General features: G+C 62.9%; 18 protein-coding genes. 8 read left to right on the forward strand and 10 right to left on the reverse strand.

The window, feature by feature from the left end:
• The first annotated feature begins 12 nt into the window (after positions 1-12).
• Positions 13-1,422: a THUMP domain-containing class I SAM-dependent RNA methyltransferase gene (locus NG898_RS00680; RefSeq protein ID WP_252690671.1), complete on the forward strand. Its 1,410-nt coding sequence runs from the start codon at positions 13-15 to the stop codon at positions 1,420-1,422.
• A gap of 33 nt (positions 1,423-1,455) precedes the next feature.
• Here NG898_RS00680 and NG898_RS00685 read toward each other — a convergent pair whose 3' ends face one another.
• From NG898_RS00685 to NG898_RS00725, 9 genes are all read right to left on the reverse strand, one after another.
• The gene (locus tag NG898_RS00685; RefSeq protein WP_252690672.1) at positions 1,456-2,463 is read right to left on the reverse strand and encodes a response regulator; all 1,008 of its coding nucleotides are present in this window, start codon (positions 2,461-2,463) and stop codon (positions 1,456-1,458) included.
• An 82-nt stretch (positions 2,464-2,545) separates the two neighbouring features.
• On the reverse strand, positions 2,546-3,652 hold the full coding sequence (gene phcR, locus NG898_RS00690) for a two-component system hybrid sensor histidine kinase/response regulator PhcR (RefSeq protein WP_252690673.1): 1,107 nt from the start codon (positions 3,650-3,652) through the stop codon (positions 2,546-2,548).
• A gap of 7 nt (positions 3,653-3,659) precedes the next feature.
• Positions 3,660-4,988 carry a sensor histidine kinase gene (locus tag NG898_RS00695; RefSeq protein ID WP_252690674.1) on the reverse strand — a complete coding sequence of 443 codons (1,329 nt, stop codon included), beginning with the start codon at positions 4,986-4,988 and terminating at the stop codon, positions 3,660-3,662.
• A 20-nt stretch (positions 4,989-5,008) separates the two neighbouring features.
• Positions 5,009-6,421: a class I SAM-dependent methyltransferase PhcB gene (phcB, locus tag NG898_RS00700; RefSeq protein ID WP_252690675.1), complete on the reverse strand. Its 1,413-nt coding sequence runs from the start codon at positions 6,419-6,421 to the stop codon at positions 5,009-5,011.
• Between the two features lie 655 nt (positions 6,422-7,076).
• Positions 7,077-8,114 carry a response regulator gene (locus tag NG898_RS00705; RefSeq protein ID WP_092972452.1) on the reverse strand — a complete coding sequence of 346 codons (1,038 nt, stop codon included), beginning with the start codon at positions 8,112-8,114 and terminating at the stop codon, positions 7,077-7,079.
• A gap of 150 nt (positions 8,115-8,264) precedes the next feature.
• Positions 8,265-9,725, reverse strand: a complete 1,461-nt coding sequence (locus NG898_RS00710) for an NAD(P)(+) transhydrogenase (Re/Si-specific) subunit beta (RefSeq protein WP_252690676.1) — start codon at positions 9,723-9,725, stop codon at positions 8,265-8,267.
• A complete protein-coding gene (locus NG898_RS00715) occupies positions 9,722-10,051 on the reverse strand; it encodes an NAD(P) transhydrogenase subunit alpha part 2 (protein ID WP_024979075.1) in 330 nt (109 codons plus the stop codon). Before NG898_RS00715 ends, NG898_RS00710 begins: the two co-directional genes overlap by 4 nt.
• Positions 10,052-10,122: 71 nt before the next feature.
• Positions 10,123-10,485, reverse strand: a complete 363-nt coding sequence (gene panD, locus NG898_RS00720; protein WP_009241493.1) for an aspartate 1-decarboxylase — start codon at positions 10,483-10,485, stop codon at positions 10,123-10,125.
• An 82-nt stretch (positions 10,486-10,567) separates the two neighbouring features.
• The gene (locus NG898_RS00725) at positions 10,568-11,707 is read right to left on the reverse strand and encodes a Re/Si-specific NAD(P)(+) transhydrogenase subunit alpha (RefSeq protein ID WP_252690677.1); all 1,140 of its coding nucleotides are present in this window, start codon (positions 11,705-11,707) and stop codon (positions 10,568-10,570) included.
• A 287-nt stretch (positions 11,708-11,994) separates the two neighbouring features.
• Here NG898_RS00725 and NG898_RS00730 point away from each other — a divergent pair, with 287 nt between their 5' ends.
• The 3 genes from NG898_RS00730 (at position 11,995) to NG898_RS00740 (ending at position 15,288) form a co-directional block, all read left to right on the forward strand.
• Positions 11,995-12,489 (forward strand): NUDIX hydrolase, encoded by a 495-nt coding sequence (locus tag NG898_RS00730; protein WP_252691593.1) that lies wholly within the window; start codon positions 11,995-11,997, stop codon positions 12,487-12,489.
• Positions 12,486-13,598: a tRNA 2-thiouridine(34) synthase MnmA gene (gene mnmA / locus NG898_RS00735; protein WP_252690678.1), complete on the forward strand. Its 1,113-nt coding sequence runs from the start codon at positions 12,486-12,488 to the stop codon at positions 13,596-13,598. The genes NG898_RS00730 and mnmA overlap by 4 nt, the downstream gene beginning before the upstream one ends.
• Before the next feature lie 91 nt (positions 13,599-13,689).
• Complete coding sequence (locus tag NG898_RS00740; protein WP_252690679.1) at positions 13,690-15,288, forward strand: FMN-binding glutamate synthase family protein; 1,599 nt, start codon at positions 13,690-13,692, stop codon at positions 15,286-15,288.
• Positions 15,289-15,308: 20 nt separating this feature from the next.
• Here NG898_RS00740 and NG898_RS00745 read toward each other — a convergent pair whose 3' ends face one another.
• Positions 15,309-15,917, reverse strand: a complete 609-nt coding sequence (locus tag NG898_RS00745) for a glutathione S-transferase (protein WP_252690680.1) — start codon at positions 15,915-15,917, stop codon at positions 15,309-15,311.
• A 239-nt stretch (positions 15,918-16,156) separates the two neighbouring features.
• Between NG898_RS00745 and purB the strand changes: the two genes are divergently transcribed.
• From purB to NG898_RS00765, 4 genes are all read left to right on the forward strand, one after another.
• Positions 16,157-17,530 carry an adenylosuccinate lyase gene (gene purB, locus NG898_RS00750; protein ID WP_092972458.1) on the forward strand — a complete coding sequence of 458 codons (1,374 nt, stop codon included), beginning with the start codon at positions 16,157-16,159 and terminating at the stop codon, positions 17,528-17,530.
• Between the two features lie 263 nt (positions 17,531-17,793).
• Positions 17,794-18,375: a cytochrome b gene (locus NG898_RS00755; RefSeq protein ID WP_252690681.1), complete on the forward strand. Its 582-nt coding sequence runs from the start codon at positions 17,794-17,796 to the stop codon at positions 18,373-18,375.
• A 99-nt stretch (positions 18,376-18,474) separates the two neighbouring features.
• Entirely contained in the window at positions 18,475-19,047 is a 573-nt protein-coding gene (locus NG898_RS00760) for a YceI family protein (protein WP_252690682.1), read from the forward strand.
• A 63-nt stretch (positions 19,048-19,110) separates the two neighbouring features.
• On the forward strand, positions 19,111-19,707 hold the full coding sequence (locus NG898_RS00765) for a YceI family protein (RefSeq protein ID WP_252690683.1): 597 nt from the start codon (positions 19,111-19,113) through the stop codon (positions 19,705-19,707).
• Positions 19,708-19,761 lie beyond the last annotated feature (54 nt).

Raw genomic sequence — 19,761 nt, forward strand, 5'->3', positions numbered from 1 at the left:
TTTAGTTTTCCGATGGCAACTGCTTACTTCGCGCCATGCCCCCGTGGGCTGGAACAGGCGCTGGCCGATGAACTGGCCGAAATCGCCATCCGCCCCGAGGTGGACGAGCTGGCCGCGTTCGAGGTGGGCCGCACGGTGCCGGGCGGCGTGCACTTCTTCGGCACGCAGGGTGCGGCGTATGCCGTCAACCTGCACAGCCGCATCGCCAGCCGTGTGCTGATGCGCCTGGCTTCGCGCGGGTATCGCTCGGAAGACGACATCTACGCGCTGGCTGCCGCGCAGCGATGGGAGGATTACTTCACGCCCGACGAGATGATTCGCGTGGATGTGACCGCGCACAAATCGCCGTTGCAGAGCCTGAAGTTTGTCGGCCTGCGCGTGAAGGACGGGGTGTGTGACCGCTTCCGCCAGCGCATGGGCGCGCGGCCCAGCGTTGACACCGTCTCGCCGGACGTGCGCATCTACGCGTACCTGACCGAGACCGACTGCACGATCTACCTCGACACCACCGGCGAGCCGCTCTTCAAGCGCGGCTGGCGCCAGGAAAAGGGCGAGGCGCCGCTGAAGGAAAACCTTGCAGCCGGCATTCTGCGCCTGACGGGCTGGACGGGTGCCCACGGCATGCCGTTCTACGATCCGATGTGCGGCAGCGGCACATTCCTCGTTGAAGCTGCGCAGCGCGCGCTTGGCATTGCGCCGGGCGGCCAGCGCGCCTTCGCCTGCGAGTGGTTGCAGGACCACGACGCCAAATGCTTCAAGCGCCTGCGCGAAGCCGCTGCCGACGCGGCTGCCGCATCCATGCGCCGTACGCCGCCGCTGGTGGCCGGCGCCGACATTTCCACCGACATGCTTGCCTATGCCGCCGCCAACTGGCAGCGTGCCGGTCTGCCCGGCGAGCCTGTGCTCAAGCAAGTCGATGCGCGCTTCGGCAAGCCGCCGTTCGAGACTGCCGGTGTGTTGCTGATGAATCCACCTTACGGCGAGCGTATTGTCGTGCGTGGTGCACACGGTTCGCGCCGCCGCCGGCCGGAAGGTGAAGGCGACGAGGATGGCACCGTGTTCGAGCGCGCCAGCCGCGCTATGGACGCCCCGCGCGACGATGGCCGTCGTCCGATGCGTGAGCTACGTCAGCCCGAACCGCAACCGCCCGTCGACCCTGAGGAAGAGGCCGCCGCCAACGAGTTTGCGCAGGCCTTTGCCGGCACGCTCAAGCGCGACTTCGCGGGCTGGAAGGCGTTCGTCTTTACCGGTGATCTCTCGATGCCGCGTCGCATGCGGCTGAAGGAATCGCAGCGCACGCCGCTCTACAACGGCAACATCGAATGCCGTTTGTTCCGTTTCGATATGGTGAAGGGCGGCATGCGCGATCGCCCTGAGCGGCCCGCTCAGGGCGATGCTTCAAACGACAACGCCGACGCATAGGCATCGGCGTTGTGTGACAACTGCGGGCCCGTTTCAGGCGGCCTGCAGATCCTGGAAATGCTCCATCCACGCCGCGAGTTGATCCGGCGTGAGCTGCGTCTGGTTGTCGAGCAGGCGCAGCTTGACCGTCGCATTATCGCGCTCGGCCGTGAGCGACCAACCTTTGCCGTCGAGCCACAGCAGGAACGCCAGCCACTTGGCATGCGATTCCGACACCTTGTGCGTGGATGCGGCTTCCAGGAATTCCGTCAGCGTGGTGAGATCCACCACCGCCGCAGCATCGCTACCCGACGGCGAAACCTTGCCGTGCAGCACCTCGGCCAGTATTTCCAACGCCTGCGCCGCGGGCTTGCTGTCAAAGCGCGATGACAAGTCCACGTATGCCTGCCGCACCGCGTGGCTGAACTCACCGGTACGCAGGCTTTCTTCGCCGACCAGCTCGGTGTAGTCCTTCATCGCCCAGTCGGGCTGTGCCAGCGATTGCAGGCCCACGGCGGCGGCGGCACGCAGGTAATCGTTGACGGCGCTGAACGAAGACAGCCCCGACACCGCGAGGTACAGCGTCTGCAGCGCACCGATGCGATGTGTGAGCGTCTGGCTCTGACGCACGGTCATCTTCTCGCGCAGCAGCGCGTCACGTTCGCGACGCAGATCGGAGAATTCCAATGCCTGCTTCAGTTCCACGCGCAGCGCGGTGATGTCCCACGGCTTCTTGATGTAGCGGTGAATCTGCCCCTGGTTGACGGCTTCCACCGTGTCTTCGATTTCGGAGTAGGCGGTCGTCAGGATGCGCACGAGGTGCGGATAGCGCTCGCGTGCGTAGCGCAGCAACTCGTTGCCGAGTTCACCGGGCATGCGCTGGTCCGACACGAGCACGCCGAGCGTGGCGGCGTGCTCGTCGAGCATGCGCTTGCCTTCTTCGACCGAGGTGGCGGTGACGACCGGCGCCAGTGAACCGATGGCACGGCCGAAGTAAGTCAGCGCCAATGTCTCGTCGTCCACGTACAGGATCTTGGGCTCGTTGCCCCCGGGATTGGTCATCCGTCACTCCTCATAGCAATTGCAGCCGATACGGCAAACGCGCGGATCACGTGCGGCCTGGTTCGTAAGTCTTGTGGTCTTGTCATGGGAACGTGAGAGTCACGCGCGTGCCTGCGCTGGGTGCGGAATCAATCGCAATCGCTCCCCCGAACGATTGCATGATCCGCGTACAAAAAATCATGCCCATGCCGTTGCCGCCTTCTTCGGCGCGCGTCGTCACGGGGTCGATGGTCAGCCGCGCGAGAACGTCTGGCGTGATACCGGGGCCGTTATCCTCGATGCGGATCATGTGCTGTGTAGTTCCGGCGTCCGGCACACGGCTGGCAACAATTTCAAGCTTCGGCGCATTGGTGTGCCGCAATGCCTGCAACGCGTTGCTCGTGAGCGACGAGAGCACAAGCATCACGCAGTTGGGCAGCGTCTGGATCGGAAAATCGTCTTCCACGCGATACGACACCCATTCGCGCTGCGCGTTCGTGAACGGGTATGTGTCAAACAACGAGCGGATCAGCCCACCCGCGCTGTTGGGCGTGGCTGCTGTGCCGGGCTTGCCGTACGTGTTGCGCACCGAATTCAGAAACGTGGCGATCACCGAGAGACAGTAGCGCGCGTTGTCCTGCACGCGATCGGCGGCGCGGCCGATTTCGGGAAGTGCCCCGGGCGTGGGTTCGGTCTGGTCTATGCGCATGCGGATGCCGCGTGCAAAGTTCGAGATGGCGGCCAATGGCGTGTTCAGCTCGTGCGCAAGAAAAGCCAGCGTTTCGTCGATTGCCATGAGGCGCTGGGTACGCAAGAGACGATCCTGGCGCAGTGCCAGTGCCTCTTGCAGCGAGCGCCGCACGTCTTCGGGCTGATAGGGCTTCTCCAGGATCTTGAACACGCGCCCGGTGTTCACGGCCTGAATCAACAAATCCTTGTCGGCATACGCGGTGACGAGGATGGTGGCGATGTCGCCGTATTCCGCATCGATGAAGCGCAGCAGTTCAGTGCCGTCGCCGCCCGGCATGCGGAAGTCCGTCAGGACCACGCTGATGCGTTCGTGCGAATCGTGCAGCACGGTCTTGGCCTCTTCGACGCTGTTGGCCGTCAGCACCTCGTAGCCGGTGCCGATCGTGCGCGCAAACCATTTGCAGGCTTGCGCTTCGTCGTCGACGTAGAGGATGGTGACGGTGTCCGGCGTGGTGTCCATGATGCGTCTACTCCGAGCGCGGCAGATCAAACGTGAAGCGCGCCCATTCGCCTTCCTGGCTCGTCACGGCCAGGGTGCCGCCGTGACGCTGGATGACGCTGTAGCTGATCGATAGGCCGAGGCCCAGGCCTTTGCCGACATCGCGCGTGGTGAAGAACGGCTCGAACACGCGTGACAGGTTCTTCTCAGATATGCCCGGGCCGTTGTCGGTCACCACCACATGCAGGCGGTTGTCGATCCACTCGCCGGCAATCTCGATGCGCGGGTTCTCGCGCTGCACCTTTTGCATGGCAAGCGCTGCGTTCGATAGCAGGTTGATAAGCACGCCGATGATGGCCGCCTCGTCGCCGCGCACGAGCGTGTCCGGCGGAAGTTTGCGTTCGAGGGTCACGCCGCGTAGCTCATGGCCGGTCAGGCGGATCGCCGAGTCGATGGCTTTCTCCACCAGGAACGGCGCATCGGCCTCGCCCTTCTCTGGGCTGCGATAAGCGAAGGTCTTCAGGTCGGACACGATATGCTGCACGCGCTGCATGCCTTCCTTGGCATCGGTCAGGCATTCGAGCAGCATCGGGCTGCCCTTGGCGGTCGGGTCTTCCTGCGCCACGGCAATCGCCATCAGGCAGAAGTTGACCGGGTTGTTGATCTCATGCAGCAGGCCCGCAGACAGCGTACCGATGGCGGCCATCTTTTCCTGTTGCAGAAGCTGGCCCTTGATGTCGGTGAGGTTCTGATTGGTCTGCGCCAACTGCGCGTTCTTCTGCGCCACTTCTTCCTTGAGCCGAAAGAGCTGGAAGCGCCCGCGTTCGTTGAAGTATGTGTAGAGCGTGCTCGTCGCAATGGAGAACAGGATGAACATCGAATGCACGATGAAGATCTCACGCGACTGGATGCCGCCCGGATGCAGCGTGCACGCGATCACCCAGAAGATGTACGTGCAGGTGCCAAACAGCACGGCCTGCAGAAAGCCGATCGGCATCACCATGCCCACGGCATAGATCGCCAGGTTCAGCCCCGAGTAATACGGTGAACTGGCGCCCTCGGTGTCGTAGATCATCCACGAGATCATGATCTGAGGACAGATCAGCCAGAAGAACGTCAGGCTCTGCACATGCTCTTCGCCCCAGCGCGTATACAGCACGAGCAGTGCGCCCAGCATGATGAGCGAGGTGATGACCCGCAGCGAAGCGAACAGCCAAAGCCTGTCCACATACATGCCATAGTCCAGCCCGACCCCTGCCAGCACCAGAACGATGCCCGTAACGGCGGCCATGCGGCTGAAGACGAGCCGGAACTGCTTCAGCTCGGCCTGGTATCCGCGATGTGTAATGGGCTCCATGCGTGTTCCTGGGCAGCGGATTAAGCGGCAGATGTGGCAGGCCCGGCCACGCTGGCCTGGGCGAATACGTTGACGCCGGTCACGTCGGTATAGACACGCACGTCGCGCGAGCCTTCGGGTAGCAGCTCGGCCATCAGCGGTTCATCGCGATAGACGAGATACCACTCCAGCACGTGCTCCATCACAAAGCGCATCGGGTTGTTGCCGTGCACGTTGGTCGCAAGAATGGCGCCGCCCGACCGCGTGCGCGCTGCAAAGTAGGAGAGCAGGCGCTGGCAGACCTTGTTGGACAGATAGTCGAACAGGCCGGCGCAATACACCGCATCGCAATCTCCGGCTTGCGGGCTGTCGGCCGTGATGCGGCGCTTGAGCAGTTGATGTACCGACTCGTGCAAGAAATCGACGGTGACGGTCTTGCGCGCGCGATCCATCGCGCGGCGCATCTGCTCGCGGGTGTAGTCGAGCGTCTCTTCGCTGAAGTCCACCAGTTCGAACGACAGTAACGACGGCTCCGGATGCTGCTGAATGAAGCGCTGGATTTCCACCGCCGGCCCGCAGCCCACGTTCAACACCTTGAACGTTCGGCCTGCCGCCTTCGCCTGCGCGGCCAGGTCGCTCAGATACTGCACAAGAATGTCGATGCGGTTGCGGTGCGCCTCGGCCACGTCGGTACGAAGGAAAGCGGCGTTGACGATCTGGAAATAGGTGTTCGGACCTTCTCGCGGGTCGGAGAGGATCTGGTTGACCATCTCGTAATCGCCCGCGTAGCCCAGCGGCTTGGTGTACGTGCGATAGATGAACGGCGCGCGCAACAGCAGCGGATGCAGTGCGGCTTGCGCGAAGGTGCGGTGTGCCGGCGCAAGCTCCGCCTCGACCTTGCCGGCTTCCGATTCCAGGCCGTCCATGTAGCCCTTGAGCTTGAGCATGATCGGCTCGGCCAGCTCCTGGAAGACATCCATGCGCAGCTTGTTGTCTTCGCGCGGTAATGTCTTCGACAGATCCACCTGTTCTACCCAGCGTGACACTTCGGCCAGGAACGCACGCATCTCATTGACGACGATCTGGTAGTCGCGATGGATGCGGAAACGTTCCTGCCATTCCTGCACGAACGTTCGCGCTTCTTCGCCCACGGAGGCGGGCGTGTCGGCCACTTCCGATAGCTCGCGCCATTCGTCGATCAGCGTGAGCGAGACGACGGCGGTCAGGCCGGTGTTCACCAGGCTGATCACCACCGCCTTGCCAAGATAGGCTTGCCGCGTCCCCATCTTGATCGCGAGTTCGGACAGCACCTCGCTCACCTGCACGATCGAGTACGGGTTGTAGATCTCCATCACCAGGGCACGCCGCTGCAGCGTGATGATGGTGCCGCGGACCTGCTGACCCTGTGAGTTACGGAAGCTGACCGCGGGATCGATTTGGTTGGGTGAGTACACGGTGCGAATTTGCCGGAGACTTCAGGGAAAACGTCTGCCAAGCGGGACGCTCACTCCAACAACCGCGCACCCGGGGTCGCGCCGCGAATCCGGGCACCGCGAATACGACGCGCCCCGCCGACACTGCCGGGCATGCCGCCGCATCAGTCGTGAAAGCGTGCTTGAAGCCGTCCGCTGGCCGTGCGCAATACGCGCTAGCCCGGGCGTCTCTCGCCCAAACCCGCTCCGAGAAGATCGGGGAAGATGACCGACTGCAGCCGGCGCCTTCAGTACTGCTACCGAGGCACCTCTACTGCTCGCCGATCAACAGCGTGCAACGGGAATCGTGCAACCGTGAACCATGACCAGATTGGAACGATGCACTCCCCTGACATCCGTAACGCGCGCTGCTTGAACGCGCGGCTCGCTGCTGCATCCCAAATCGTCTCTCAAGGAGAATCCCGCACAGTAATGAACTCGGGGCGCCGCTTTGAATGTTGCGTGCCGGCACCCTCGTTCGCCATGATGCCGCAGCTATGCCACGCATGCATCAGGGCGATTCAGCCGGGCCATGCTCTGACGTCATGGCTGCCGAATGATGCAATCGATTGTACTTGCCGAATGTGACCCACACAATGTGGAAACCCGCAGGGCAGAGCAAAGCGGAAACACCATCTCAGCGTGATTTGCGGCCGGTGAGCGCGTCCGGATCCTGCTTGTAGTTGGTGAGGAATTGGGTGTAGCTGTAGACCTGTGCCGGCAGCAGATGGCTAGGCATGTCGAACAGCGCGTAGTAGTACGGCTCTCGCCCCTGACACACCTCTGCGGGCAGGCAATATTGTTCCCACTCCACACATGCCGGGGTGTACATGCCATCGCCAGGCCAGAAGAACGGGACGATCTGCTTGTCGTGCAGGCCCTTGAGCAGCGCATCGGGCGCGTTGTACGCCTCGGCGTTTTCCAGGTGCGTGAGCATGCTCGCATTGGTCTCGATGACCATGAGCGTGGCGCGCCCGTCGGCCGTGAGCAGCAGCACGCCGGCGGGGTGCGGATACAAGTAGTACTCGATGAAACGGTAGCGCGTGGACAGCTCGCGCACGAGCCGTGTGATCGCGGGGTCGGACAGAAAACTGAACGAGTGGCGCGACAGCAGATCGCGCAGTGTGCTCGACAGATTGCTGAAGTAGCGCACCTGCAATGCTTCGATTTCCGCGCTAAGCCGCTCGGCCATTGCCGGATTGTCTTTCTTGATATAGCGGTCGATCAGGCCATCGTTGAAACCTTGCACGGCGATGTTCTCGTCGGCCATGCCCGTGAGCAGGATCGTCATGCACGGCAGATCTTTGAGCTTGGCGCAGAACTCCAGCCCGTTCATGCGCGGCATGGAGTAATCCACCACGATGACTGAGGGCTGCAGGAAACGATTGACCTCGTGGATCTGGCGGTAGACGCGGTCGACGTCAAGCTGGATGGTGCGGCGCTCGGTGGAGAACGTCAGGTCATCGTGCGTGACGCGCACCGGCAGGAAACCCGGCATGCGAAGCGAATGCCACTGGCGCAGCCACGCCAGCGCCTCTTCCGGATCGTTGAAGGCCAACAGCGCGCGCGAGGGGTCCATTTGGAACCCGAGGCTTTCCACGAACGATTGGCTGTCGTCGACCACCACCGTCAGGGTGGGGTGGAAATAGACCGGCAGGGCGCTGTCCTGTTGCATACGTCGGGAGGAATCGGAAGAGGGCAGGGTGCAGCGCACGGCCGGTGTGGCCGACGCTGCCCGTTTGCACTACGTTACTGCCTGCCGCCGCCGGGGGCAAGGGGAACCCGTCGGACCTGACGACGCGTTGACGGCCGTCAGTGCCCTGCCTTACTCGACGGATTTGACCATGTCTTCGACGACCTTCTTGGCGTCGCCAAACACCATCATGGTCTTGTCCATGTAGAACAGCTCGTTATCGAGCCCGGCGTAACCGGCGTTCATCGAGCGTTTGTTCACGATGATGGTCTTGGCCTTGTAGGCCTCCAGGATCGGCATGCCAGCAATGGGAGACTTCGGGTCGTTCTTGGCCGCCGGGTTGACCACGTCGTTTGCGCCCAGCACCAGCACCACGTCGGCCTGGCCGAACTCACCGTTGATGTCTTCCATCTCGAACACCTGGTCGTAGGGCACTTCGGCTTCGGCCAGCAGCACGTTCATGTGGCCCGGCATGCGGCCTGCGACCGGGTGGATCGCGTATTTGACGGTGACTCCCTTGTCCGACAGCTTTTCGGTCAGCTCCTTCAGGGCGTGCTGCGCACGCGCCACCGCCAGGCCGTAGCCGGGGACGATGATGACCGTCTCGGCGTTGCCCATGAGGAAGGCCGCATCGTCCGGCGAGCCCGATTTGACCGGGCGCTGCTGCCCCGCGCCACCCGCGGCTGCTCCGGCGGAAGCCTCCGAACCGAAGCCGCCCAGGATCACGTTGAAGAACGACCGGTTCATCGCCTTGCACATGATGTAAGACAGAATTGCACCGGACGAACCGACCAGCGAGCCGGCAATGATCAGCATCGGGTTGTTGAGCGAGAAGCCGATGCCCGCCGCCGCCCAGCCCGAATACGAGTTCAGCATCGACACCACGACCGGCATGTCGGCGCCGCCGATGGGGATGATGATCAGCACGCCCAGCACAAAGGCGATGGCCGTCATGATGATGAACGGCAGCCAGTTCTGGCTCAGGAAGAACAGGATGCCGAAGCCGAGCATGGCCACCGCCAGCAGCAGGTTCAGCATGTGCTGGCCGGCAAACTGCACCGGCGCGCCCTGGAACAGGCGGAACTTGTACTTGCCCGACAGCTTGCCGAACGCGATCACCGAACCGGAGAACGTGATGGCGCCGACGAACGTGCCAATGAACAGTTCCACGCGGTTGCCCAGCGGCAGCACGTTGTCACCAGCCATCGTGATGCCGAACGCCGACGGCTCGGCCACGGCGGCCACGGCAATGCACACCGCCGCCAGACCGATCAGCGAGTGCATGGCCGCCACCAGCTCGGGCATCTTGGTCATTTCGACCGTGCGTGCCACATAGGCGCCGATCCCGCCGCCAGCCACCAGGCCCGCGAAGATCAGGATGAAACCGGTGGACGTGCCGCTCTCGGTGCCGGCAAACATCTCGGCCTTGAGCTTGTAGATAAGCGCGATGGTCGTGACAGCGGCGATCGCCATGCCGGTCATGCCGAAGGCGTTGCCGCGCCGCGCCGTGGTGGGGTGCGAAAGCCCCTTGAGCGCCTGGATAAAGCAGACCGATGCCAGCAGGTACAGCAGGGTGACGAGGTTCATGCTCATTGCTTGGCTCCCTCAGATTGTCCGCCCTTGGCCTTCGGCTCTTTCTTCTTGAACATCTCCAGCATGCGCTGGGTGACCAGGAAGCCGCCAAACACGTTGACCGCTGCCAGTGCCACCGCCACCACGCCCATCGTGCGGCCCAGGCCCGTCTGTGTCAGGCCGGCTGCCAGCATGGCGCCGACGATGATGATGGCCGAGATGGCATTCGTCACGGCCATCAGCGGCGTATGCAGCGCTGGCGTGACGGTCCAAACCACGTGGTAGCCGACGTAGATCGCCAGCACGAAGATGATCAGGTTGATCACCGTGTGATTGACCAGCTCCATGAGTGCTCCTCCTCGCTTCTTGGTCGATGTGCGAAGCGGCCCTGTCATGCAGACATGGGCCGCCTGGCGCGTCAGGTTTCCTTGATGGCCTTGATCTTGTTGCCCTCGCCCAGCAGCACGACCTTGGGCTTGTAGCTGGCGACTTCTTCTTCGTTCATCGGCGCGTAGGTGCAGATGATCAGCAGGTCGCCCACGTGAGCGCGGCGCGCAGCAGCGCCGTTGAGCGAGATTTCGCCCGAACCGCGCTTGCCCTTGATGATGTAGGTCGAAAAGCGCTCGCCGTTGTTGACGTTGTACAGCTCGATCTTTTCGTATTCGCGCATGTCGGCGGCGTCGAGGAGGTCCTCGTCGATGCCGCAGGAGCCTTCGTAGTCAAGATCGGCCTGGGTGACCGTCGCGCGGTGCAGCTTGGCGCGAAGCATGTTGCGTTGCATGAAGCTTTCCTTGAAACAAAAATGAAATCGCCACTGGCGGCCAGACCGGGTTTCGCTCCCGGCCGGGCCGCCGTCTCCGTTCTTATTTGGCGGCGCTCGTGGCTGCGGGAGCGCGCACCACCTGGCCGGCCTGACTGAGCAGGCAGGCGGCCACGATGTCGTCTTCGCGGTTGATGTTCAGGCCGCCATCCTTGTCGATGATCAGCTTGAGGAAATCGAGCACATTGCGGGCGTAGAGGGCAGAGGCGTCAGCCGCCACCATCGACGCGAGGTTGGTGTAGCCCACCAGAGTGACGCCGTGCTTGACGACGACGCGGTCGGCTTCGGTCAGCGGGCAGTTGCCGCCTTGCGCCGCTGCCAGGTCGACAACGACCGAGCCTGGCTTCATTGCCTGCACGGTGGCTTCGGACAGCAGCGTCGGCGCGCGGCGGCCCGGGATCAGCGCCGTGGTGATGACGATGTCGGCCTGGCTTGCGCGCGCGTGTACGAGTTCAGCCTGGCGGCGCATCCAGTCGGGTGGCATGGGGCGGGCATAGCCGCCCACACCCTGCGCGATCTCGCGCTCTTCGTCCGTCAGGAACGGCACGTCGAGAAACTTCGCACCCAGCGATTCGATCTGCTCTTTCACCGCCGGCCGCACGTCGGACGCCTCAATGACAGCACCGAGGCGCTTGGCCGTGGCGATGGCCTGCAGACCGGCCACACCGGCGCCAAGGATCAGGACGCGCGCGGCTTTTACGGTGCCGGCGGCCGTCATCAGCATCGGCATGAAGCGCTGGTAATGGTTGGCCGCCACCATCACGGCCTTGTAGCCGGCGATGTTGGCCTGCGAGGAAAGCACGTCCATGCTCTGCGCACGCGTGGTGCGCGGCGCGGCTTCCAGCGCAAACGCGGTGACGTTGGCGGCGGCGAGGCGGGCCGTATTTTCGTCATCAAAGGGGTTGAGCATGCCGACAAGTACCGCGCCCGGCTGCATCTGCGCCAGTTCCGCCGCTTCCGGTGAGCGCACCTTCAGCACGATCTGCGCGCCAAGCGCTTCGGCAGCGGTGCCGATCTTGGCGCCGGCAGCCACGTAAGCGTCGTCGGGCTGGGCGGCGGCTACACCGGCACCCGATTGCACCGTCACCTGATGGCCAAGCGCCACGTACTTTTTCACCGTTTCCGGGGTCGCGGCAACGCGCGTCTCGTCCGCCCGCGTCTCCTGCGGGATGCCGATGTGCATCGTGTTCTCTCCTCGCTGATTATGTTTAGGATGCGCGCGAAGTGAACGAAGGCGCGCTGGATCAGGATCGACGTGCAGCTTACCCGAACTTTTTGGCGCACGGACGCTCGTCGAATGGCATGTCGAATATCCGAACCAACAAGGAATGCGGGCCGATCCTGCGCAAACGTGTGCTCAATTGCTCACAACAGCGGCGCGCGGCGATATGCGTCTGCTCCAACGCGCTGGGCAAGCGTGGAGCACAGCCTCCAGCTACAATAACGCCTTGTTTTTGTTGCCTTTTTGCCATGAACCAAGCTGTCCGCTGGAAACCCAGCGTTACCGTTGCCGCCGTCATTGAACAAGATGGGCGCTTTCTGCTGGTTGAGGAGCACACCGATGTCGGCTTGCGCCTGAACCAGCCCGCCGGCCATCTCGACCCAGATGAAAGCCTGGTCGACGCCGTCGCGCGCGAGGCGATGGAAGAAACCGCGTACAGCTTTGTGCCGACCGCCTTCCTGGGCTGTTACATGGCGCAGTTCCAACCGCCGCAGGGGGATCCGATCACCTATGTGCGGATGGCATTTACCGGCGAGCTCGGCCCCCAAGACCCGCGCCGCGCCCTGGACGACGGCATCGTCCGCACCGTGTGGATGACGCCGGATGAAATCCGCGCCAGCCGCGAGCGCCATCGCAGCCCGTTGCTGCTCGCCTGCGTCGAAGATTACTTGGCCGGCAAGCGCTACCCGCTCGACGTCATCCACACGCACGCCAGCGTGTACGGGCTGGGAGCGCAGTCATGAGCAAGAAGCGCATCGTTGTCGGGATGTCCGGCGGGGTGGATTCGTCCGTCACCGCGTGGCTGCTCAAACAGCAGGGTTACGACGTCGTCGGCCTGTTCATGAAGAACTGGGAAGACGATGACGACAGCGAATACTGCTCGACCCGCCAGGACTGGATCGACGTGGTATCGGTGGCCGACCTGATTGGTGTGGACGTGGAAGCCGTCAACTTTGCCGCCGAATACAAGGACCGCGTCTTTGCGGACTTCCTGCGTGAATATTCGGCTGGCCGCACACCCAATCCCGACGTGTTGTGCAACGCCGAGATCAAGTTCAAAGCCTTCCTCGATCACGCGATGGCCCTGGGCGCCGACACGATCGCGACCGGACACTACGCCCGCGTGCGCGAGATCGATGGCCGCTTCGAGCTGCTCAAGGCGTTCGATCACACGAAAGATCAAAGCTACTTCCTGCACCGGCTGAACCAGGCACAGCTCTCGCGCACGCTCTTCCCGCTGGGCGAGATGCCGAAGACGAAGGTGCGTGAGATTGCCGCCGAAATTGGCCTGCCGAACGCCAAGAAGAAGGATTCCACCGGCATCTGCTTCATTGGCGAGCGGCCGTTCCGCGATTTTCTCAACCGCTACCTGCCGACCAAGCCTGGCCCGATCAAGACGCCCGACGGCAAGACCATCGGCGAGCACATCGGCTTGGCGTTCTACACGCTGGGGCAGCGCAAGGGCATCGGCATCGGCGGCAGCCGCGACGGCAACGGTGATGCCTGGTACGTGGCGCGCAAGGACATGGCGGCCAACACGTTGTATGTGGTGCAGGGCCACGACCATCCGTGGCTGCTGGCGCACACCGTGCACGCCGATGATCTGAGCTGGGTGGCCGGCCACGCGCCCGCCGAAGGCACCCACCTTGGCGCCAAGACGCGTTACCGCCAGGCGGATGCACCTTGCACGGTCGCACGCGCGGCCGATGGCGCGCTCACGCTGACCTTCCCCGAAGCGCAGTGGGCCGTCACGCCAGGCCAATCCGCCGTGCTGTATGACGGTGAAATCTGCCTGGGTGGCGGCATTATTTCGGCCGCTGAACCGGCTGTCGTGGAAAAAGCGGTCGCCTGATCGGTTTTTGCAACACTGCGTTGTGCCGGCTGCGGCTGTTGCAGCACTCGTTTAAGCTTGCGCCCTGATTTGTCTCCACACAGGGTTGGTCATGCTGCCACGTCGCTACTGGGCCTTCGCGGGCGTTGTGCTGTTGTTTGCCGTCACCGCCGGGTTTGCGATAGCGGGTCGTCTGCATTGGGTGTGCGCGGTCATTCCAGGTATGTTCGTCATCCTGGGCGTGCACGACATCACGCAGACGCGCCACTCGGTGTTGCGCAATTACCCGCTCTGGGGCCATTTCCGCTTCCTGTTCGAGTTCATTCGTCCGGAAATTCGCCAGTATTTCGTTGAAGACGACACCGACGAAAAGCCGTTCTCGCGCGCCCAGCGCAGCATCGTTTATCAGCGCGCCAAAGGTGAAGTCGATAGCCGCCCATTCGGCACCGAAGTCGATGTGAAGGTAGCGGGGCACGAGTGGATCGGCCACTCGCTGGCGCCCACGCGCATTGCCTCGTCAGATTTTCGCGTGATGGTGGGCGAGGGCCGCGCCAAGCCGTATTCGATGTCGGTGTTCAACATCTCGGCGATGAGCTTCGGGGCGCTGTCGGGCAATGCCATTCGCGCGCTCAACCGCGGTGCGAAGCTCGGCAACTTCATCCATGACACGGGCGAGGGTTCGATTTCGCCGTACCACCGCGAAGAAGGCGGTGACCTGATCTGGGAAGTGGCGTCGGGCTACTTCGGCTGCCGCGACGCGAACGGCCGCTTTGATCCGGACCGCTTTGCCGAACAGGCGCGCAGCCCGCAGGTGAAGATGATCGAGGTGAAGCTGTCGCAGGGTGCCAAGCCAGGGCACGGCGGCGTATTGCCTGCCGCCAAGGTGACGCCCGAGATTGCCGCTACGCGCGGCATTCAGATCGGCAAGGACTGTATTTCGCCAGCCGCGCATTCGGAGTTCAGCACGCCGCTGGGGTTGCTGCAGTTTGTGGATCGCCTGCGTACGCTGTCGGGCGGCAAGCCGACCGGCTTCAAGCTGTGTATCGGGCATCCGTGGGAGTTCTTCGGCATCGTCAAGGCGATGCTGGAGTCGGGCATCCTGCCGGACTTCATCGTTGTCGACGGCGCGGAGGGCGGCACGGGCGCGGCTCCGCTTGAATTTACGGACCACGTCGGCACGCCGCTCCAGGAAGGGCTGCTGCTGGTGCACAACACGCTGGTCGGCACCAACCTGCGCGACAAGATCAAGATTGGCGCCTCAGGCAAGATCGTCACGGCGTTCGACGTTGCCCGTACGCTCGCAATGGGTGCCGACTGGTGCAATGCTGCGCGCGGCTTCATGTTTGCGCTGGGCTGCATCCAGGCGCAGAAGTGCCATACCGACCGTTGCCCGACCGGCGTGGCGACACAAGACCCGTCTCGGCAGAAGGCGCTTGTCGTGCCCGACAAGGCCGAGCGCGTGCATCAATATCACGCGCACACGCTGCATGCGCTCTTGGAGCTGACGCAGGCAGCCGGCTTGCAGCATCCGGCAGATTTCCGCGCGCACCACATCGTGCGCCGCGTGTCGGGCAACGAGGTGCAGTTGCTCTCCGCGCTGCTCAAGTACCTGGAACCCGGCGACCTGCTGGCCGGGCGGTATCGCTTTCAGCTGTACGAACGCTACTGGCCGATGGCCCAGGCCGAACGGTTTGATCCGGTGGCCGTGTAACGCTCGCGAATTTCCATTGATTACTGCGGCTGGGTTTCCATGAAACTCGGCCGCTTTTCAATGCGCGCGTAGAACGAAGCGAGATTGGCGTGACGTTCGCGCCAATCGATCTGTGGCTGGCGGAAATCCAGGTAGGCAAGCGCGCAGCCGACGGCGATGTCGGCCAGTGTCAGGTGGTTGCCGTTGCACCAGGTCTTGTCGGCCAAGCCTTGCGACATGGCTTGCAGCGCCTGATCAATCTTGTGGGTCTGGCGCGCGAGCCATGTTTCGCTGCGCTGTTCCGGCGTGCGCTGCGTATGTTCGATGCGCAGCATGAGCGCGGCGTCGAGCAGGCCGTCGGCCAGCGCCTCCCAGCAGCGCACTTCCACGCGTTCACGGCTGGAAGGCGGAATGAGGCGCGCCACCGGCGACAGCGTATCGGCGTATTCCGCGATGACGCGCGAGTCGAATAGGGCGCCGCCGTCGTCCATCACCAGGCAGGGCACCTTGCCCAGCGGGTTGAACTGGTGGATTTGCGTACTTGCGCTCCACACGTCTTCCAGCACGAACTGGTAGTCGATTTTCTTTTCAGCCAAGACGACGCGCACCTTGCGGGTGTACGGGCTGGCGTGCGATCCGATCAGTTTCATAGGCATGTCATGTTGGAGGCGGAAGTATAGCTGCGCACTTTCCCGAGTGCGCTGCGCGGCGCCTGAACCCAACTCAACCAAACGGAGGCTTGCTTTAGGCCGGATTGGCCGTGAAAGACAGGTGCCGGGTGGTAAAATCGCGGGCTCGCTTGGGTGCGCGTATGCACCTTGGTTCAACGCGCAACGCCGCGTCCGGGTTGTCCGGATTGAGATTCCCTTCACATTTTTCCCCGCCTGCCATGTCGTCGCTTTCTGCCCTGACCGCTCTGTCTCCCATCGATGGCCGCTACGCTGCCAAGGCCGATCCGCTGCGCGAGTGGCTGTCGGAAGCCGCTTTCATGCGCAACCGCGTGAAGGTGGAGGTGCACTGGCTGATCGCCCTGTCGCAGGCCGGCCTGGCCGAGATCCCGCGTTTCTCCGCTGCTGCCGAGGGCGCACTGCTGGCCCTGGTCGAGAACTTTGCCGAGGCAGACGCCGCCCGGATCAAAGAGATCGAAGCCGTCACCAATCATGACGTGAAGGCCGTCGAATACTGGATGAAGGAGCGCGTGAAGGGCAACGCCGAGCTGGAAGCCGCCAGCGAGTTCATCCACTTCGCCTGCACGTCGGAAGATATCAACAATACCTCGCACGGGATGATGCTCAAAGGCGCGCGCGACACGGTGATCGTGCCGACGCTGCGCCGCGTGCAGGCTCGCCTGGTGGAACTTGCTCACGCCAACGCCGACGTGCCAATGCTGTCGCGCACGCACGGCCAGCCGGCAAGCCCGACCACGCTGGGCAAGGAAATGGCCAACGTGGCCGCCCGCCTGGACCGCGCCATCCGCCGCATCGAAGCGGTTGAACTGTTGGGCAAGATGAACGGTGCCGTGGGCAACTACAACGCGCACCTGTCGGCGTATCCGTCGCTGGACTGGGAAGCCTTCTCGAAGAACGTGATCGAGACGCGCCTGGGCCTGACGTTCAACCCGTACACCATCCAGATCGAACCGCACGACTACATGGCCGAGCTGTTCGACGCCGTGGCGCGCGCCAACACGATCATCCTGGATCTGGACCGCGACGTCTGGGGCTATATCTCGCAGGGTTATTTCAAGCAGAAGACCAAGGCCGGCGAGATCGGCTCGTCGACCATGCCGCACAAGGTCAACCCGATCGATTTCGAAAATTCAGAAGGCAACGTTGGCCTGGCCAACGCGGTGCTGCGCCATCTGTCGGAGAAGCTGCCTGTGTCGCGCTGGCAGCGCGACCTGACGGATTCGACCGTGCTGCGCAATATTGGCGTGGCGTTTGGCTACAGCCTGCTGGCCTACGACGCTTGCCTGCGCGGCCTTGGCAAGCTGGAAACCAACCCGGCCCGACTGGCTGAAGACCTGGATGCTTGCTGGGAAGTGCTGGCCGAGCCCGTGCAGACCGTGATGCGCCGCTATGGCATTGCCAATCCGTACGAGCAACTGAAGGAACTGACGCGCGGCAAGGGCATCTCCCGCGAAGCGTTGCGTGAATTCATCGGCACGCTGGCGATTCCCGAAGACGCCCGCAAGCTGCTGCTGGACATGACGCCTGGCAGCTACATCGGCAAGGCAGAAGAACTGGCCCGCCGTATCGCCTGATTGTTGCAAAAATTTGGTGGTTCCGTCTTAGGAACGGCCCGCTCTCAGATCGGAGGGCGGGCCGTTTTGTTTATTACGCTCCATAGAACGGTCTGCCGCGCCATCTCTGAAAAGCTGCCTGATCAATCAAAAAATTTGAATCGCTTGATGAACTTCGGGCTGCCTTGACCGGTCGGATCGCGCAAATAATGCACAATCGTTTGGCGCCGTGGTCATACCCACAGACGCCGCCTACTGAGCGCTCCAAAACACCGAGGGAACCGATGTCACAAGCCGCCCACTCGAATTTCGCCACGCGCGGCGCCGCTGACCACGGCGCCTATGCTAAGCCCGCGATTGCGATGCACTGGATCATCGCGCTGTTGATCTTCGCGGCCTTCGGGCTCGGTCTGTACATGACCGATATTCCGGGCTTTACGCCCACCAAGCTGAAGCTGTTCTCGTATCACAAGTGGATCGGCATCACGGTGCTGATCTTTGCGGTGCTGCGTGTGCTGTGGCGCCTGACGCACCCGGCGCCGGGCCCCGTCCCCGGTATGCCGAAATGGCAGCACGCCGCCGCCGAAGCCGCGCACCTCGGGCTGTATCTGCTGATCCTGGCGGTGCCTCTGACCGGCTATCTGCTGAGCGTCGCGGCCGGCGTCAAGGTTGTCTATCTTGGCCTGTGGGAACTGCCGATGCCGTTCGACAAGAGCGATGCGCTGAAAGACATCTTCGGCATGGCGCACGAATGGCTGAACTGGACCATGGCGGCCATCGTCGTGCTGCACATTCTGGCTGCGCTCAAGCACCACGTCGTCGATCGCGACGGCACCCTGCGCCGCATGGTGCCGTTCCTCCGCTGATTTCCCAACGCGCTGGCGCACGGTGTGCGCTGGCGCCCCTGCCTTTCCATCCTGACCAAGACTGCCGGCATGACCCGGCCTGACCGAAGGAGTCTGATGATGAAACGTTTTGTGCGCCCCCGCGCGATTGCCCTGGTTGCCGCCGGCGCGCTGTCGATTGCTGCCGTATCGGTATCGGCCATCGCCCAAGTGGATGCCGCCAAGAGCAGCGTCACCGCCACCGGCAAGCAGCTTGGCGTGCCGATGGATATCAAGTTCGGCAAGTTCGACGCCGCCGTCAATTACAACGCGGCCAATGTGGCTGCCTCGACGGCGAAGGTCGACATCGATGTCACTAGCGTCGACGTCGGCAGCAAGGAATACAACGATGAACTGAAGAAGAAGGACTGGTTCGACACCGCCAAGTATCCGAAGGCAACGTTCGTGTCGTCGACGTTCAAGCCCGGCGCGGGCGGCAAGGTCGATGTGGTCGGCAAGCTGACCATCAAGGGCGTCACGCAGGATGTGACGGCACCCGTGACGTTCAAGCAGGAAGGTGCCAATCAGGTCTTTGAAGGCGCATTGCCGGTCAAGCGCAACGCATTCAAGGTGGGCGACGGTGAATGGAAGGACACGTCGGTTGTGTCGGACGACGTAACGATCAAGTTCCGCATCGTCATCGCCAAGAAGTAATCAGTAGCCCCAACCAACGTTTTCCCGGCCCTCGTGTGCCGCTTTTATTCCGCAGGAGTTCTCATGAAATTGCGTACCCTCGTTGCTGCCCTGTCCGCTGTTGCCGCCACCGCCGCCTTTGCTGCACCGGCCACGTACCAACTGGATCCGAACCACACCTACCCGAGCTTTGAAGCCGACCACATGGGCGGTCTGTCGAAGTGGCGCGGCAAGTTCGAAAAGTCCAGCGGCACCGTGACGCTGGATCGCGCCGCCAAGACCGGCAGCATCGATGTGACCGTGCAGACCGACAGCCTCGACTTCGGTCACGCCAAGATGAACGAGCACGCCAAGAGCGCCGAGATTTTCGACGTGGCCAAGTACCCGACCGCCACGTTCAAGGGCAACTTCACGAAGTTCAAGGGCGACGTGCCGACCGAAGCCGAAGGCCAACTGACGCTGCACGGCGTGACCAAGCCGGCCAAGCTGGAAATCGATGCCTTCAAGTGCATGCCGCATCCGATGCTCAAGCGTGAAGTGTGCGGCGCCGATGCCGAGATGAAGTTCAAGCGCGACGACTTCGGCGTCGACTACGGCAAGGCCTACGGTTTCAACATGGAAACCAAGCTGAAGATTCAGGCGGAAGGCATCAAGCAAGACGCCAACGTCGCACAGCAGTAAGCCAGGCGGTCGCCACAGCCAAAGAAAAAGCCCCGCAATTGCGGGGCTTTTTTG

Origin of the sequence: Ralstonia mojiangensis (genome assembly GCF_023955645.1) — a bacterium.
Classification (GTDB): Bacteria; Pseudomonadota; Gammaproteobacteria; order Burkholderiales; family Burkholderiaceae; genus Ralstonia; species Ralstonia mojiangensis.

Coding starts and splice junctions, on each gene's coding strand:
- NG898_RS00730 (WP_252691593.1), top strand. CDS start 11,995: ATGAACCAAGCTGTCCGCTGGAAACCCAGCGTTACCGTTGCCGCCGTC.
- NG898_RS00715 (WP_024979075.1), bottom strand. CDS start 10,051: ATGGAGCTGGTCAATCACACGGTGATCAACCTGATCATCTTCGTGCTG.
- NG898_RS00765 (WP_252690683.1), top strand. CDS start 19,111: ATGAAATTGCGTACCCTCGTTGCTGCCCTGTCCGCTGTTGCCGCCACC.
- NG898_RS00725 (WP_252690677.1), bottom strand. CDS start 11,707: ATGCACATCGGCATCCCGCAGGAGACGCGGGCGGACGAGACGCGCGTT.
- NG898_RS00740 (WP_252690679.1), top strand. CDS start 13,690: ATGCTGCCACGTCGCTACTGGGCCTTCGCGGGCGTTGTGCTGTTGTTT.
- NG898_RS00760 (WP_252690682.1), top strand. CDS start 18,475: ATGAAACGTTTTGTGCGCCCCCGCGCGATTGCCCTGGTTGCCGCCGGC.
- phcR (WP_252690673.1), bottom strand. CDS start 3,652: ATGGACACCACGCCGGACACCGTCACCATCCTCTACGTCGACGACGAA.
- NG898_RS00685 (WP_252690672.1), bottom strand. CDS start 2,463: ATGACCAATCCCGGGGGCAACGAGCCCAAGATCCTGTACGTGGACGAC.
- panD (WP_009241493.1), bottom strand. CDS start 10,485: ATGCAACGCAACATGCTTCGCGCCAAGCTGCACCGCGCGACGGTCACC.
- NG898_RS00745 (WP_252690680.1), bottom strand. CDS start 15,917: ATGAAACTGATCGGATCGCACGCCAGCCCGTACACCCGCAAGGTGCGC.
- mnmA (WP_252690678.1), top strand. CDS start 12,486: ATGAGCAAGAAGCGCATCGTTGTCGGGATGTCCGGCGGGGTGGATTCG.
- NG898_RS00755 (WP_252690681.1), top strand. CDS start 17,794: ATGTCACAAGCCGCCCACTCGAATTTCGCCACGCGCGGCGCCGCTGAC.
- purB (WP_092972458.1), top strand. CDS start 16,157: ATGTCGTCGCTTTCTGCCCTGACCGCTCTGTCTCCCATCGATGGCCGC.
- NG898_RS00695 (WP_252690674.1), bottom strand. CDS start 4,988: ATGGAGCCCATTACACATCGCGGATACCAGGCCGAGCTGAAGCAGTTC.
- NG898_RS00680 (WP_252690671.1), top strand. CDS start 13: ATGGCAACTGCTTACTTCGCGCCATGCCCCCGTGGGCTGGAACAGGCG.
- NG898_RS00710 (WP_252690676.1), bottom strand. CDS start 9,725: ATGAGCATGAACCTCGTCACCCTGCTGTACCTGCTGGCATCGGTCTGC.
- NG898_RS00705 (WP_092972452.1), bottom strand. CDS start 8,114: ATGCAACAGGACAGCGCCCTGCCGGTCTATTTCCACCCCACCCTGACG.